A 15,998-nucleotide genomic window follows, 5' to 3' on the forward strand; every position below is an offset into this window, starting at 1 on the left:
ACCCAAGGCCATGGCGGAGTGTATATACCGATGTAATAGTTATACCCATCCGTGTCGCGACAATAGGGAATTGAATCTCGAGCCGAATAGTTGGGCGGCACAATTCCGGGAGGGGGAGCCGAAGGCGCTCCTAACTGCCCAACATAGCCACCGGTGTAATAAGCCAGTACAGGTGGCTGCGAGCCGTTGTCATACATTGCACGAACTATTTTTCCTTTTGGAACGTCCGCGCACGTGAGCTTTACTTGTGCCCACGCTGCGCCGATCGAAAGAATGCCCAGCAGTAGGCCAAGCAGGTATTGCCTGAGTCGCTCCCGTGACCAGACACGACGCTGATGACACCCCGGCATAGCAAGCGATCGCAACCGCGTGGGCGAATCCATTCCCTCAAGCTGGAGAACTCGCATTCTTCGACCCTTCCCGTGAGCGCGGCGGTTTTACATGCCGCTTTGTGGTTTGAGCCGAGTCTAAACACAGCGGCGTCATGCCATGTATCTTATCGCGCACATCAGATATTAATGAAATTGAAATCTGACACGCATTTTGCTGTGGCTGACAGATTGAAACGGCGCCACCCTGCGCTGGCATCGGGCCCTGCTGGCCAGCCCTCCGCCGCCGACAGGGCACCTGCAGCCGCATTCCTCTCAGAACGTACACCCGTGCCGATAGTTGAATTCCCGCCCCGCGATATTTGAGCCAAGCCTCATCATTGCTACCGGACGGCCGCATGACGTCACACAACGGCCGTCGAGGACTGGATAGCCGAACGACGCAGATGGGTCGGAGCCGGTCGCTCAGGAATTGCGGTGCCCTTCGGAATGCTTCGGCGCGAGCTTCGTTAGGCAGCCTTGGTGCTACATCATTCGACCAGCCGTATCGGCCCTTTTTAATCCGCAGAACGCTGCAACAGCCCCCGACAACGCGTCTTGCCTTTTCTAAGGTGACGGTCACTACTCGCGTCAGAACGCTCCAGCAGACCGCTCGCCAGCGTCTGCTTACAAAAAAACCGCCCGAAGGCGGTTTTTTCATTTACTGCGTCACAAAGTTTTCAGTAACTTGGCACAGATTTCACTTTCCGTGTCATCCGACACCACCTCAAACATCAATATTCCGCGCCACCAGCGCATTCGAYTCAATGAAATGACGACGCGGTTCCACTTCGTCGCCCATCAGCGTGGTGAAGATCTGGTCGGCCGCGATGGCGTCTTCGATCTGCACGCGCAGGAGGCGGCGCTGGGTCACGTCCAGCGTGGTTTCGAACAGCTGCTCGGGGTTCATCTCGCCCAGGCCCTTGTAGCGCTGGCGGGACACGCCGCGCTCTGCTTCGGAGAGCAGCCATTGCATGGCCTGGTGGAAGTCGGACACCGTCTGATCGCGCAGGCGTTCGCCTTCGCCGCGCTTGACCTTGGTGCCTTCCGGGATCAGGCCCTGGAAGGTCGTKGCGGCGCGGGCGAGTGCGGCGTAGTCGGCGCCATGGACGAAGTCCGCGTCCAGGTGCGACAGGCGCACGTTGCCGTGGTGCCGGCGYGCGATCATCAGGCGGTGCTTGTCGGTTTTCTCGTCGAATTGCGCATACACGTCAGCGGTGCCGTCGTCGTTCACGGCGGCGCCCAGCAGCGTCTTGGCGTGCATCTCGGCCAGCTTGGCCTTCAGCGCCACGGCCGAGGCTTCCGCCGCTGCCGCGTTGTCGAGATCCAGCACCACGCCGTCGGCGATGGCGCGCAGCGCGTCCGGGTCGACGATGCGGGACAGGCGGCCRATCACGCCTTCGGCCAGCTGGTACTGGCGCGCCAGCTCGGTCAGGGCGTCGCCCATGATCTCGCTGCCGTCCGGGCGCGTCAGGGACGCCTTCTCCATCGCCAGCTTCAGCAGGTAGGCGTTGAGTTCGTTGTCGTCCTTGATRTACCGCTCTTCCTTGCCGTGCTTGATCTTGTACAGCGGCGGCTGGGCGATGTACACATAGCCGCGCTCGATGATGTCCGGCATCTGGCGATAGAAGAACGTCAACAGCAGCGTGCGGATGTGCGAGCCGTCCACGTCCGCATCGGTCATGATGATGATGCGGTGGTAGCGCAGCTTCTCGAGGTTGTAGTCGTCCTTGCCGATGCCGGTGCCCAGCGCCGTGATCAGCGTCAGCACTTCCTGGCTGGACAGCATCTTGTCGAAGCGCGCGCGTTCCACGTTCAGGATCTTGCCCTTCAGCGGMAGGATTGCCTGGAACTTGCGGTCGCGGCCCTGCTTGGCCGAGCCGCCTGCGGAGTCGCCCTCCACCAGGAACAGTTCGGACAGCGCCGGGTCGCGCTCCTGGCAGTCGGCCAGCTTGCCCGGCAGGCCCATGCCGTCGAAAGCGCCCTTGCGGCGCGTCATTTCGCGGGCCTTGCGGGCCGCCTCGCGCGCACGAGCGGCATCCACGATCTTGCCGCAGATGATCTTGGCGTCGTTCGGCGTTTCCAGCAGGAAGTCGGTCAGCGCCTTGCTTACCAGTTCCTCCACCGGCAGACGCACTTCGGACGACACCAGCTTGTCCTTGGTCTGCGAGCTGAACTTCGGCTCGGGCACCTTCACGGACAGCACGCAGGACAGGCCCTCGCGCATGTCGTCGCCGGACGTCTCGATCTTGGCCTTCTTGGCGATCTCGTTTTCTTCGATGTACTTGTTGATGACCCGCGTCATYGCCGCGCGCAGGCCGGTCAGGTGGGTCCCCCCGTCGCGCTGCGGAATATTATTCGTGAAGCACAAAACCTGCTCGTTGTAGCCATCGTTCCATTGCATGGCCACTTCCACCGTGATGCCTTCCTTCTCGACATTCGCGTAGAAAATGGTCGGATGCAGCACGGTCTTGGCGCGATTGATGTACTCGACGAAGCCCTTCACGCCGCCCGAGTAGGCAAAATCCTCTTCCTTGCCCGTGCGCTGGTCGGTCAGGCGGATGTGCACGCCGTTGTTCAGGAACGAGAGTTCGCGGATGCGCTTGGACAGCACCTCGTAGTGRAACTCCACGTTGGTGAAGATTTCCTCGTCGGCCAGGAAGTGCACTTCGGTGCCGCGCTTGTCGGTCGCACCGATGACCTTCATCGGCGAGACTTCCACGGGGTTGCCATCCGGACCGTTCACGGTCTCGATCACGCGGTTCTGCACCTCGCCCTTGGCGAACTCGATCAGGTTGACCTGGCCGTCGCGGCGCACGGTCAAACGCAGCCACTTGGACAGCGCGTTCACGCAGGACACGCCCACGCCGTGCAGGCCGCCAGACACCTTGTAGCTGTTCTGGTTGAACTTGCCGCCCGCGTGCAACTCGGTCATGGCGATTTCCGCCGCGCTGCGCTTCGGCTCGTGCTTGTCGTCGAACTTCACCGCCGGCGGAATGCCGCGGCCGTTGTCGACGATGGAGATCGAGTTGTCGCTGTGGATCGTGACCTGGATCTCGGTGCAATAACCAGCCAGCGCCTCATCGATGGAGTTATCCAGGACCTCGAACACGAGGTGGTGCAGGCCAGTACCRTCGGAGGTGTCGCCGATATACATGCCCGGGCGCTTGCGTACCGCCTCCAGGCCTTCCAGGATCTGGATCGAAGAGGCTCCGTAAGAGTTTTCCTGCTGCGGATTTTGCTGGTCGGTCATGTTTTCCTACTCRCGATACTCACGGCAAATGCGGAATCCGGTCCCGACGCCGGGCTGGCGCGGGGTCTGGGGTCCGCAATGGCGGGTTACTTAAAAACGGCAAAAGGGGCGGATCGTTGGGATCCTGCCCCTGCTGCGGTGTGTGCCCGGTTGTCTACTGGACAGTCCACGGCCATCCCCGCGTGGGCGGGCATGGCCGGAGTCCCGGTCATCAGATCCGCATCGGCATGACGACGTACTTGAAGTTGTCGTCTTCCGGTACGGTAATCAGGGCGCTCGAATTGGAGTCGCCCAGGCTGACCTGCACCTGTTCGCTCTTCAGGTTGGCCAGCACGTCGAGCAGGTAGGTCACGTTGAAGCCGATATCGAGCGCGTCGCCCGAGTAATCGAGTTCGAGTTCTTCCTGCGCCTCTTCCTGATCGGCGTTGGTCGAGCTGATCTTCAGCATGTGCGTATCGAGGATACAGCGCACGCCCTTGAACTTGTCCGTGGTCAGGATGGCGGTACGTTGCAGCGCCTGCTGCAGCTTCACGCGGTCGATCGCGAACGCATTCTTGTAGCCCTTGGGGATCACGCGCTGGAAGTCCGGGAACTTGCCTTCCACCAGCTTGCTGATCAGTTCGATGTTGGCGAACGTGAACTTGACCTGGTTGGCCGCCAGCTGCACCTGCACGGGATCGTCGTTATCTTCGAGCAGCCGCTGCAGTTCCAGGATGGTCTTGCGCGGGATGATCACTTCCTGGCGCGCGCCGCCGCCGGTGGCCTCGGTCTCGAGTTCCACGCCGCAGTACGCCAGGCGGTGCCCGTCGGTGGCCACGGCCATCACCTTCTTGCCGTCCACGACGAGCAGCATGCCATTCAGGTAATAGCGGATGTCCTGCTGCGCCATGGCGAAGTGGACCATCGCCAGCAGATGCTTGAACGTCTTCTGCGGCAGGCTCACGCTCGCGTTGAACTCCGCAGCCTCGGCCACAGTCGGGAATTCCTCGGCGGCCAGCGTCTGGAGCGCGAAGCGGCTCTTGCCCGATTGCACCGTCATCCGCTTGTCGTTCAGCGACAGCGCCACGTCACCGTCAGGCATCGCGCGCAGGATGTCCAGCAGCTTGCGCGCCGCCACGGTGGTGGCCACGCTGTCGCTGCCAACGCCGCATTCGGCGTGGGTGGTGATCTGGATCTCGATGTCCGTCGAGAGGAAGGAAACATTCGAGCCGGACTTGCGAATCAGCAGGTTGGCCAGGATCGGGAGGGTGTGGCGGCGCTCCACGATGCCGCTCACGATTTGCAGCGGACGCAGCAGATTGTCTCGCGAGGTTTTGACCAATTGCATTGAATTTATCCTTCGTCGTTTGTCGTCAGCGACCGCAGGTTGCGCGCAACCCCAAATTCACTTAGGAATCAAGGAGTTAATTGTGCATTGTACCAAGGATAAGCCGCTGCGGTGAAGCGGGCCGGCTCCGGCGCGGAGGACGGCTGTGCCTAAAAAGCCACGATCCGTCATTTCTTCCCGCCAAGCCGCCCCGACTCACCGCAAAGCCTTATCTGAGGCCGATTTCCCGCGATCCAAGCGTTTCGTTCAGTCGCCCGTTTGCCGCCGGGCGCGCACCCTGTAGTATGCCAGCCCGGCAAGGCCAACCTTTAAAATCATAAAACGGTGCCAGGCGGCGCAGGATTCACCTGCGTCACCGGCTCAGGCATCACCCCTTGAGCGTCTGTTCCAGCACGTGCAGCTCGTGGTTCAGCTGCGCGTCCTTGCTCCGCTCGTCGGCGATCTTGCGCACGGCGTGCAGCACCGTGGTGTGGTCGCGTCCGCCGAACAGCTCGCCGATCTCCGGCAGGCTCTTCTGCGTCAGCTCCTTGGCCAGGTACATGGCGATCTGGCGCGGCCGGGCGATATTGGCGGGCCGCTTCTTCGAATACATGTCCGCGACCTTGATGTTGTAGAAGTCGGCACAGGTCTTCTGGATGTTCTCCACCGAGATCTGGCGGTTCTGCACGGTTAGCAGGTCCTTCAGCGCCTCACGCGTGACATCGATCGTGATGTCCTTGCCGTGGAAGTTGCTGAACGCCAGGATCTTGCGCAGCGCGCCTTCCAGCTCGCGCACGTTGGAACGCAGGTGCTTGGCGACGAAGAACGCCACCTCTTCGGGCACGCTCACGTTCTCGGCGGCGGCCTTCTTCATCAGGATGGCCACGCGCATCTCGAGCTCGGGCGGCTCGATGGCCACGGTCAGCCCCGAGTCGAAGCGCGAGATCAGCCGGTCGTCGATGCCGGTGATTTCCTTCGGATACGTGTCGCTGGTGATAATCACCTGTGCGCGATTCGCGATCAGCGCCTCGAACGCGTAGAAGAATTCTTCCTGCGTACGGTTCTTGCCGGAGAAGAACTGGATATCGTCGATCAGCAGCAGGTCCAGCGAGTGGTAGTACCGCTTGAACTCGTCGAACGCCTTGCGCTGGTACGCCTTCACCACATCGGACACATACTGCTCCGCGTGGATGTAGCGGATCCGCGCGCGCGGGTTCTCCATCAGCATGAAATTGCCGATGGCATGGATCAAGTGGGTCTTGCCCAGGCCCACGCCGCCATAGAGATAGAGCGGGTTGTACGACTTGCCCGGGTTGTTGGCCACCTGGATCGCGGCGGCGCGCGCCAGCTGGTTGGCCTTGCCGGTGACGAAGTTGTCGAACGTCAGGATCGGGTTCAGGCGCGAGCGCTCATGCACCGTGTCGCTAGGCTGGGCGCCGCCCATCGGCTGCGGCTGGCCCGGGTGGGACTGGTGCTGCGGGTGTTGTTGGTGCTGCGGGTGCTGCTGCACATGCTGCGGATGCTGGGGCTGCACGCGGTACGAACGCGCGCTGGCCTCCGACGGGTCCATCTGGGCCACGTCGATATCACCGATATCCGCGCCATGGCCGCCGGCATTGCCTTGCAGCGGATGACCGGTGTGCGGCATCTGCGGCCGCGCCGGGTAGTTGCCCTGGGGATTCAGGGCAGCCATGCCGGGATAGCCGCTCGGCGCGCCCGGGTTCGGATAGTCGGGATAACCGGTTCCCTGCGGCGCATGAGAAGCGCCGTGTTGTCCACTCGGATAGCCGTTGCCGGGTGCGCCCATCGGCGTACCCATTGCAGCGTGCGCGCCGGCGTTGTCACCCATCTGTGCCGTGGCCTGCTGGGTATAGGCGGCCGCGCGCCCCGAGGCGGCAGGGTCAAGGACAAAGTGAACGCTAACCTGCGCTTCCCAATATTCGCAGGCGAGGGCCGTGATGCGGCCCGAGAATTGGCTCTTGACCCAGTCGAGCTTGAAGCGGTTAGGCGCGGCAATCCGCAGCGCATGCGCCTCCTCGTCGAAGGCGACGGGCGCCAACGGCTTGATCCAGGTCTTGAACTGTTGCGGCGTCAGTTCGCGCTCGAGTTGCGCGGCTGCCGCCTGCCAGAAATCTTGCATGTGTTCTTGTTTGGTGATCGCGCCAGGCCGCAGCGCGTCACGAGTATCGGGGTGCCCGCCAATCATCCGGCTTCCCGCCACGCGGCCCCTCGGGGGCCAGCGCGACGCGGCAATGCCACCCCATCGGCGTGCGGCAAGCATCGCCCGATCAAGCGGTATACCAAGGCAGGAAGTCCGGGTTGTGCGTGCGCCACGCGGCCCGTGTAGTGTTTGGACCGGGATTGTACCCCCCGCCTCAAGTTATCCACAAAGGATAACCCTGTGGACAAGTTGTGAAAATTCAGTGGATTGCTGTGCACAACCTATAARGAAGAACGGCCCGGAGAGGGGCCTGGGCAGCTGATAATCCATCGGAAACAACGAGTTGGACATCTTGGCTACCGCATATAGGTGACCCCGGATACCCACAAGGTTACCCACCGGCCATTGTGGACAATGGCGCACCGACGCATGCGCCTGCCATTGTGGCGGCGTCGGCGGCACTGGCCATCSGTTGCCTTGACAGTTCGCGCGAATATCGGTTAAATGGCGGGTTCTGCGATGCGGCAGGGGATCACGTATGCGCATCGCCGGGTCTGGCCCGTACCGCCACGTGTAAACATGTGCGGCATCAGGCAAGCGGCCTGATCCCCCGTCAGCGCCTCGGCCTTCAGCCAGGCCAGCGGCGGCCGGCAGCAAGACAGAACCAGAATCGTCGGCAGACCGCAGCAAACCCGATCGGAATTGCGGCGGCCCCATGCGAACCATACGCGGCGGCCAAGGCGCCCCGGCATTGGCCGGCGCCCGGAAAGCCCGGATCAACCAGAGAGTGCAACATGAAACGTACCTACCAACCTTCCGTTACCCGCCGCAAGCGTACCCATGGTTTCCGCGTGCGCATGAAGACCCGCGGCGGCCGTGCCGTCATCAACGCTCGTCGCGCCAAGGGCCGCAAGCGCCTGGCCATCTGAGCGCCGGGCGACCGGCCCGGACGGTCGAGCGCCGCGATGGCCTGCCATCGCACCGCGCACTGACCGTCCCCGCCACCGCCTCGCACTCAGGTCAGCCAGGGGCAGCCGCCGCAAGCCCAGCGATCCCGCTAGCTTTGCACAGCGTGTCTACCCATGCCTTTCCCAAAGCCGCGAGGCTCACAAAGACGGATGAATTTTCATCCGTTTTTGCTTTGCGGCCACGGCGTCGCAGCGCACACTTCGTGCTGTACGTGCGAGCCAACGGCCAGGCGCAGGCCCGGCTGGGCATCGTCGTCGGCAAGAAGTTCGCGCCGCGCGCCGCCGAGCGCAACCTCGTGAAGCGCATGGCGCGGGAACTGTTCCGGGGCCAGCAAGCCAAACTCGCGGGCCGCGACATCCTGTTGCGGCTGCAGGCCAAGTTTCCGCGCGCGGACTTCGCCAGCCGGACGGCCGTCCGGCGGGCGTGCCTTGCGGAAATCGCCGGCCTGCTCGAGGTGGCGGCCAGACCCTTGCCCACCGCCCCGCCCGCCGTCGATGCGGCCGGCCCGGCGGCGCCTGCCACGCCCAACGCGCCTGCCTGATATCCACCATGAAGCGAATCCTGCTTGCCCTGCTGCGCATCTACAAGATCGCATTGAGTCCGTACCTGGGCTCGCGGTGCCGCTTCCTGCCTACCTGCTCCGAGTACGCCCGTGACGCCATCGTGCTGCACGGACCGGCCCGGGGCAGCTGGATGGCCGCGTGCAGGCTCTGCCGCTGCCATCCTTTCACGCAGGGCGGGTATGATCCCGTGCCCGACCCCACGAAACACGGGAATGCCGCCGCGGCGACTCCTGCCTCCGCCGCGCCAGGCCGCCCGCCTGTCACGGTCCGGCTCCCGAGACCCTGATTTCCTCCGACCATAGCGAGACATGGATATCAAACGCACCATCCTGTGGGTCATCTTCTCGATGGCCCTCGTGCTGCTCTACGACAACTGGCAGCGCGCCAACGGCCACGCGTCGATGTTCTTCCCGAGCGCCAACACGCAGCAGCAGGCCGCCCCGGCCGGCGGCGCGAGCGGCGCTGCGGCGCAGGGCGACGTGCCCAAGGCGAACGCATCGGCCACCGCGGGTGCTTCGGCGCCGGGCGCAGTGCCTGGCGCCCCGCAGGCCGCTGCCCAGCCCACGGGCGAGAAGGTGGTGGTCACCACCGACGACCTGCGTGCCGAGATCGACACGGCCGGCGGCATCCTGTCCCGCCTGGAGATGCTCAAGCACCACGAGAAGGACGGCAAGCCGGTCGTGCTGTTCGAACGTGACGCCAACCGCACCTACATGGCGCGCTCCGGCCTGATCGGCGGCGACCTGCCCAACCACACCACGGTGTTCTCGGTTGCGCCGGGTCCGCGTACGCTGGATGGCAAGGACAAGCTCGAAGTGGTGCTGACYGCCGAGAAGAGCGGCGTGAAGTTCGTGAAGACTTACATCTTCCACAAGGGCAGCTACGTGGTGGATGCGCGCTTCGACGTGACCAACGCCGGCACGGCGCCGATCTCGCCGACGCTGTACCTGGAACTGGCGCGCGACGGCAGCAAGGTCGAGCAGTCGCAGTTCTACAGCACCTTCACCGGCCCGGCCATCTACACCGATGCCGACAAGTATCACAAGCTGAGCTTCGAAGACATCGCCAAGGGCAAGGCCACCGTGCCGGCTGCCACCACCAGCGGCTGGGTGGCGATGGTGCAGCATTACTTCGCCTCCGCCTGGATTCCGCAGGCTGGCAAGCAGCACAGCTTCTACGCCGAGCAGATCGATCCGAACCTGTACCGCGTGGGCATCCARCAGCCGCTGGGCCAGATCGCRCCGGGCGCCTCGGTGACCACCGATGCCCGCCTGTTCGCCGGTCCGCAGGAAGAGCGCATGCTCGAGCAGATCACGCCGGGCCTGGAGCTGGTGAAGGACTACGGCTGGCTGACCATCCTCGCCAAGCCGCTGTTCTGGCTGCTCGAGAAGCTGCATGGCGTGCTGGCCAACTGGGGCTGGTCGATCATCGCGCTGACGGTGCTGATCAAGCTGGTGTTCTTCCCGCTGTCCGCAGCGAGCTACAAGTCCATGGGCAAGATGAAGGACCTGCAGCCGCGCATGACCGCCATCCGCGAACGCCACAAGGGCGATCCGCAGAAGATGAACCAGGAGATGATGGGGCTGTACAAGACCGAGAAGGTCAATCCGCTGGGCGGCTGCCTGCCCATCGTGATCCAGATCCCGGTGTTCATCGCGCTGTACTGGGTGCTGCTCTCGTCCGTGGAAATGCGCGGCGCGCCGTGGCTGGGCTGGATCCACGACCTGTCGGTGCCGGATCCGTTCTACATCCTGCCGGTGGTGATGGCCGTGTCGATGTTCGTGCAGACCAAGCTGAACCCGACCCCGCCGGACCCCGTGCAGGCGAAGGTCATGATGATCATGCCGCTGGTGTTCTCGTTCATGTTCTTCTTCTTCCCGGCCGGCCTGGTGCTGTACTGGGTCGTGAACAACATCCTGTCGATCGCCCAGCAATGGCAGATCAACCGGATGCTCGGCAAGGGCAAGGCGGCGGCGGTGGCCAAGGGCTGATCGCGCTGACATTCGCCTGAGACGAATCTGAAAGTAAGCCCGGCCTCGCGCCGGGCTTCTTTTTTGGTGCGCCGGCGGCGTATGCTTGTGCCCTGATCCAGCCACGATGAAGAGGACGCGAGATGACWTGGTCGGCCAGCCAGTACGTACAGTTCGAGGATGAGCGCACGCGCCCGGTGCGCGACCTCGTGCAGGCGATTCCCACCCGCGAGGCGCGGCGCGTGGTCGACATCGGCTGCGGGCCCGGCAACTCGACCGAGGTGCTCGCGGCGCGCTATGCCGACGCCCAGGTCACCGGCCTGGACAGCGATGCCGACATGGTGACGGCCGCCCGCAAGCGCCTGCCGAATATCGACTTCGCCCTCGCCGACGCCACCACGTGGACCGACGCCGGCCCCTATGACGTGATCCTGGCCAACGCGGTGTTCCAGTGGGTRCCCGATCACGCCRCGCTGTTCCCGTCGCTGGTGAGCAAGCTCGCGCCGGGCGGCAGCCTGGCCGTGCAGATGCCGGACAACCTCGACGAACCGCCGCACCTGCTGATGCGCGAGACGGCCATGAACGGGCCGTGGTCGCCCAAACTCACGGCGGCGGCGCAGGCGCGCACGCCGCTGGCGTCCGAGCGCTGGTACTACGAACTGCTCAAGCCGCATTGCTCGCGCGTGGATGTCTGGCGCACCATCTACCAGCATCCCCTCAAGGGCGGCCCCGCCGCCGTGGTGGAGTGGTTCAAGGGCAGCGGCCTGCGGCCATTCCTGGCGCCGCTGGACGCCGCCGAGCAGGCCGACTACCTGCGCCAGTACGAAGCCGCGCTGGCCAAGGTCTTCCCGGCGATGGCCGACGGCACGGTGCTGCTGCCRTTCCCGCGCGTGTTCATCGTCGCCACGCGCTAGCGGCAACTCCTTGGGCGCCCTTGTGCGGCGCAGCGGTCACAGCATCTCCGGCGACGCGTGCGCTATCGCCTACACTGCAGTGACACAGTCATTGTCGTGGAGGTCAGAGGTTGCCGATGCCAACCGCCCCCGCCCTGCACCGGAACATGCGTCCGGCCCAAGCCTTCGTGGACCTGGCCACGCAGGGCCTCAGCGCCGTGGAGGACGGGCTGGAACTGGTCTTGCACCGCGATCAGGCAGAGGACGTCCACGCGCTGCGCGTGGCCTTGCGACACCTGCGCGCCGTGGCCTGGGCCTTCGGCCCGGTACAGCCCGCGCGCGTCAAGGCCCGCTGGAAGCGGGCGCTGCGCGACGTGGCGAACGCCGCCAGCGACGTGCGCGACTGGGACGTGTTCGTCATCGAGACGCTGTCCCCGGCGCTGGCCGACCATCCTGGCGATGCCGTGCTGGTGGCGCTGATCGAGACCGCGCAGGCACGCCGGTCGGCCGCGCGGGAAGGCATGGTTACACGATTGTCACGATATCGGCAGGCGCCTTTGCCTACACTGCACCGAGACCTGCTGCACCTTGCCGGGCGCAAGTCACGCGGCAAGCTGGGCGCGTTCGCCCGCAAGCGCATCCGCAAGGCACGCGATCGGGTACGTGACCTCACCCGCACCGCGCGCGACGGCCGGACCGAGCACGTGCACAAGCTCCGCATCGGCAACAAGCGGCTGCGCTATGCGATCGAAGCGCTGTCCGATGTCCTGCCGAAGCGCTATCGCAAAGGACTGCGCAAGCAACTCGTGGCAAGGCAGGGGGAGCTCGGCGCCGTGATCGACGCCTCGGTGGCACGTCGGTTGATGGCGGAATGCCTCGGTGTATCGACGACCGAATCCATGGCCGAATCGACAGCCAAACCCACCCCGCCCTAACCGCCGGCATGCGCCGCACCCATCCCGTTCTGCGACAATAGTGCCCATGACTGCTCCCCAGCTTCCTATCGCCGCCATCGCTACCGCACCGGGCCGTGGCGGCATCGGCGTCGTGCGCGTCTCCGGCCCCGATGTGGGCACCGTGATGCGCGCGGTCTGCGGCCAGACGCTCAAGCCGCGCCATGCCACTTACCTGCCCTTCCTCGATGCGCGCGGCTGCGTGATCGACCACGGCCTCGCGCTGTACTTCCCCGCCCCCAACTCGTACACCGGCGAAGAGGTGCTCGAACTGCAGGGCCACGGCGGACCGGTGGTCATGCAGATGCTGCTGTCGCGCTGCCTGGAGTCCGGGCGCGAGATTGGCCTGCGCGTGGCCGAGCCCGGCGAGTTCACGCGGCGCGCCTTCCTGAACGACAAGCTCGACCTCGCCCAGGCCGAAGCGGTGGCCGACCTCATCGAAGCCAGCACCGAGGCCGCGGCGCGTTCCGCCGCGCGCTCGATGGAAGGCGAATTCTCGAAGGCCATCCACGCGCTGGTCGAGAAGGTCATCCATCTGCGCATGCTGGTGGAGGCCACGCTGGACTTCCCCGAGGAAGAGATCGATTTCCTCGAAGCCTCCGACGCGCGCGGCCAGCTGGCCCGCATCCGCAGCGACCTCGCCGGCGTGCTGAAGCAGGCGCGCCAGGGCGCGCTGCTGCGCGAGGGGCTGTCGGTGGTGCTCGCCGGGCAGCCGAACGTGGGCAAGTCGTCGCTGCTTAACGCCCTGGCGGGCGCCGAACTGGCCATCGTCACGCCGATTGCCGGCACCACGCGCGACCGCGTGCGCGAGACGATCCAGATCGACGGCATTCCGCTCCACATCATCGACACCGCCGGGCTGCGCGAGGACGCCGCCGACGAGGTCGAGCGCATCGGCATCGAGCGCACATGGGAGGCCATCGGCCGCGCCGACATCGTGCTGCATCTGGTGGATGCCCCCGACTACATCGAGCATGGCCTGTCCGAGATCGACGACCACATCGACGACCAGCTCAGCGGCCGCCTGCCGCCRGGYGCGCCGATCGTGCGCGTGGTGAACAAGATCGACATGGCGCCCGCCGCCGGCGARATGATGTTCGGCGGCAACCGCCCGCACGTGGTGGCGGCCAACGGGCCGAACCCGACCGAGATCTGGATCTCGGCGCRCACCGGCGCGGGCATCGACCTCATGCGCCGCGAACTGCTGCGTCTGATCGGCTGGCAGTCCGGCAACGAGGGCACGTTCCTCGCGCGCGAGCGCCATCTCACCGCGCTGCGCAACGCCCAGTCCCACCTCGACGTGGCCACCGAACGCGCGCAGCAACAGGCCCAGGCGCTCGACCTGTTCGCCGAGGAACTGCGGCTGGCGCAGGACCACCTCAACAGCATCACCGGCGAGTTCACGAGCGACGACCTGCTGGGAACCATCTTCACGCGGTTTTGTATTGGGAAGTAGGGCCTGCCCGGGCCGCACATCCCTGAACCGGAGTTACACATGCCCCGCGTCTCCAAGGCGGAAGCCGAACGGCACCGCGTCACTATCGAACAGGTCTCCTCGCGGCTGTTTCGCGAGCAGGGGTTTCATGGCATCAGCGTGGCGGACCTCATGGGGGCGGCTGGGCTGACGCATGGCGGGTTCTATGGCCATTTTGCGTCGAAGGATGCGCTGGCGGCCATCGCCTGCACGCGGGCGTTCGAGGAATCGGGCGCGCGCTGGCGCAAGCGGGTGGAGGAATCTCCGGACAAGGCCACCGCCCTCGCCGGGCTGATCGAGAACTACCTGTCCGTGCGCAACCGCAACGCCGCCGGCACCGGCTGCGCAGCGGCGGCGCTGGCCAATGACGTCGCCCGCGAGGGCGAGGAGAAACCGGTGCGTGCGGCCTTTGTCGACGGTATCCGCGATCTGCTCGAGATCCTCGAGGGCGTGCAGCCGGGCGACGACCCGGCGGCACGGCGCGCGGCGGCCATCGCGCAGATGTCCACGATGGTCGGCGCGCTCGTGCTGTCGCGCGCCACGCTGGGCACCGGGYTGTCCAACGAGGTGCTGGCGGCGGCCAAGGCGCAGTTGCTGGCGCAGGTTGGCGACGCCGATGGGGTCTCGGGCGGCCCAACCGGGTAAACTGCCGCTTTTCCTCCTCAGCCCCCCTCCAAGATGTCCCGTCTCCGGCAAACCCTTCTCATCATCGTCTTCGTGGCGATCATCGGCATCCTGTGGTTTGTCGGCAATGACACTGGCGAGATCGTGCCGACCGGGCCCGCTCCCGTCGAGACGGCCGAGGTGGTGCCGGCCAGCGTGCCGCGCGGCATTCCGCACGACGGCACGCTCGATCCGATCAGCATCGACGAGAACCGTCCCGCCGACCGGCTGCCCGAGTACGCGGCGGCGGCCCTGCTCAACGACTATCGSGACAACACCGGGGCGGCCGACGACCGCTATCGGGGCAAATACTTCATCGTGGAAGGCGTGGCCAGCGGCATTCGCCGTGAAGGGACGGAGGTGTTTCTGGAGATCCGCACCGATGCGCCGGGCCAGGTGGTCCGCGCCGTGCTGCTGCCGGAACAGATCTGCGGACCGGCCGGKCGCCGATGCGAGGTGGAGGCACGCGCCACGATGGTCCGGCGCGGCCAGAAGGTGGCCGTGGAGTGCACCGGCGCCGGGCTGGCCGAGGGTGGCACGCCGCTGCTGAACGAGTGCCTGGTACGTGGCGGCGCCAACTAAGTCCCYAACGAAGAAGCGCCTCCCGGGCCGCCTGGCCGCCTGACAGCACGGCTGGGCCGATTTTCCCCCTCTGTTCCCCGCATTGACCGCCGCGCCGCACGCCTACAGTACGCAGGCATGCTGCCGGCACTGCGCCCCTCGCTTGTTGTTGTGAGCCCGGGCGGCCGGCACCCTCGCCGACGCGATCCAGGACACACCATGAAGAGAGCAACCCTTGCCGCTGCGCTGGCCCTGCTGGCCACCGGCTGTTCCACCTACCAGGCGGTCACCCCGGTTGACCGGCCGGTCACGTACGACCCCATCGCCGGCTACCAGTCCGGTGCCTATGGCGGCCCGGCCGAATTCCGTGTCGATGGCAACCAGGTGATTGGCGCCGATGGCGCGCTGTTCTGCGTGGTCACCAACCAGGTGAACGGCAATGCCTATGTGGAAGACTTCGCGGCCTCGCTGCGCGCGCGCAACTTCGAGGTGAAGATGCTGCCGCCGTATTCGTCGATCGCCTCGTGCCCGATGACGGCCACCTACACGGCCCAGCGCCAGACCTACGTGACGCCATTCCTGACCTCGGCGGACATCACCATCTACCGCAACGGCGAGCGCGTGGGCAAGGCCCTGTTCAACGCCAACCGCAGCGCGGGCGGCGTGAACCTGAGCCACCTGATCCCGCCGGCGTCCAAGATCGAGGAACTGGTCGACCAGCTCTTCCCGGGCCTGAAGCCCAAGCCGCAGCCGGCCCAGGCAGCGCCCGCCCCGGCACCGGCGCCCGAGGCAGCCCCGGCGCCGGCACCCGCCGCCTGACCGTCCCCGGTCAGGCCAGCAGTCAGGCCAACCAGCAGCCCAGCC

At 65.4% G+C, this 15,998-nt stretch carries 13 protein-coding genes; 10 read left to right on the forward strand and 3 right to left on the reverse strand.

Annotation, left to right across the window (positions count from 1 at the left end):
* Positions 1 to 1,095: 1,095 nt before the first annotated feature.
* From gyrB to dnaA, 3 genes are all read right to left on the reverse strand, one after another.
* Positions 1,096 to 3,621 carry a DNA topoisomerase (ATP-hydrolyzing) subunit B gene (gyrB, locus tag AB4Z27_RS24100; protein ID WP_092291126.1) on the reverse strand — a complete coding sequence of 842 codons (2,526 nt, stop codon included), beginning with the start codon at positions 3,619 to 3,621 and terminating at the stop codon, positions 1,096 to 1,098.
* A gap of 211 nt (positions 3,622 to 3,832) precedes the next feature.
* On the reverse strand, positions 3,833 to 4,948 hold the full coding sequence (gene dnaN, locus AB4Z27_RS24105; RefSeq protein ID WP_092291124.1) for a DNA polymerase III subunit beta: 1,116 nt from the start codon (positions 4,946 to 4,948) through the stop codon (positions 3,833 to 3,835).
* Positions 4,949 to 5,315: 367 nt separating this feature from the next.
* Positions 5,316 to 7,067 (reverse strand): chromosomal replication initiator protein DnaA, encoded by a 1,752-nt coding sequence (gene dnaA / locus AB4Z27_RS24110; protein ID WP_441645437.1) that lies wholly within the window; start codon positions 7,065 to 7,067, stop codon positions 5,316 to 5,318.
* Positions 7,068 to 7,882: 815 nt separating this feature from the next.
* Between dnaA and rpmH the strand changes: the two genes are divergently transcribed.
* From rpmH to AB4Z27_RS24160, 10 genes are all read left to right on the forward strand, one after another.
* Entirely contained in the window at positions 7,883 to 8,017 is a 135-nt protein-coding gene (gene rpmH, locus AB4Z27_RS24115; RefSeq protein WP_008650850.1) for a 50S ribosomal protein L34, read from the forward strand.
* Between the two features lie 143 nt (positions 8,018 to 8,160).
* Positions 8,161 to 8,598, forward strand: coding sequence for a ribonuclease P protein component (rnpA, locus tag AB4Z27_RS24120; RefSeq protein ID WP_092292073.1), 438 nt, complete (start codon positions 8,161 to 8,163; stop codon positions 8,596 to 8,598).
* 8 nt (positions 8,599 to 8,606) lie between these two features.
* Positions 8,607 to 8,906, forward strand: a complete 300-nt coding sequence (gene yidD, locus AB4Z27_RS24125) for a membrane protein insertion efficiency factor YidD (RefSeq protein ID WP_092291108.1) — start codon at positions 8,607 to 8,609, stop codon at positions 8,904 to 8,906.
* A 22-nt stretch (positions 8,907 to 8,928) separates the two neighbouring features.
* The gene (gene yidC, locus AB4Z27_RS24130) at positions 8,929 to 10,611 is read left to right on the forward strand and encodes a membrane protein insertase YidC (protein WP_441645438.1); all 1,683 of its coding nucleotides are present in this window, start codon (positions 8,929 to 8,931) and stop codon (positions 10,609 to 10,611) included.
* Between the two features lie 122 nt (positions 10,612 to 10,733).
* Positions 10,734 to 11,504, forward strand: a complete 771-nt coding sequence (gene tam, locus AB4Z27_RS24135) for a trans-aconitate 2-methyltransferase (RefSeq protein ID WP_441645439.1) — start codon at positions 10,734 to 10,736, stop codon at positions 11,502 to 11,504.
* A gap of 116 nt (positions 11,505 to 11,620) precedes the next feature.
* A complete protein-coding gene (locus AB4Z27_RS24140) occupies positions 11,621 to 12,418 on the forward strand; it encodes a CHAD domain-containing protein (protein ID WP_092291102.1) in 798 nt (265 codons plus the stop codon).
* 46 nt (positions 12,419 to 12,464) lie between these two features.
* Positions 12,465 to 13,892 (forward strand): tRNA uridine-5-carboxymethylaminomethyl(34) synthesis GTPase MnmE, encoded by a 1,428-nt coding sequence (mnmE, locus tag AB4Z27_RS24145; protein ID WP_441645440.1) that lies wholly within the window; start codon positions 12,465 to 12,467, stop codon positions 13,890 to 13,892.
* Between the two features lie 39 nt (positions 13,893 to 13,931).
* Positions 13,932 to 14,555: a TetR/AcrR family transcriptional regulator gene (locus AB4Z27_RS24150; RefSeq protein WP_092291098.1), complete on the forward strand. Its 624-nt coding sequence runs from the start codon at positions 13,932 to 13,934 to the stop codon at positions 14,553 to 14,555.
* A 33-nt stretch (positions 14,556 to 14,588) separates the two neighbouring features.
* Positions 14,589 to 15,155, forward strand: coding sequence for an OB-fold putative lipoprotein (locus AB4Z27_RS24155; protein WP_441645441.1), 567 nt, complete (start codon positions 14,589 to 14,591; stop codon positions 15,153 to 15,155).
* Between the two features lie 198 nt (positions 15,156 to 15,353).
* A complete protein-coding gene (locus tag AB4Z27_RS24160; protein WP_092291094.1) occupies positions 15,354 to 15,953 on the forward strand; it encodes an Sbal_3080 family lipoprotein in 600 nt (199 codons plus the stop codon).
* Positions 15,954 to 15,998 lie beyond the last annotated feature (45 nt).

It is taken from the genome of Cupriavidus sp. KB_39 (assembly GCF_052114485.1).
In the GTDB taxonomy this organism is placed as follows: Bacteria; Pseudomonadota; Gammaproteobacteria; order Burkholderiales; family Burkholderiaceae; genus Cupriavidus.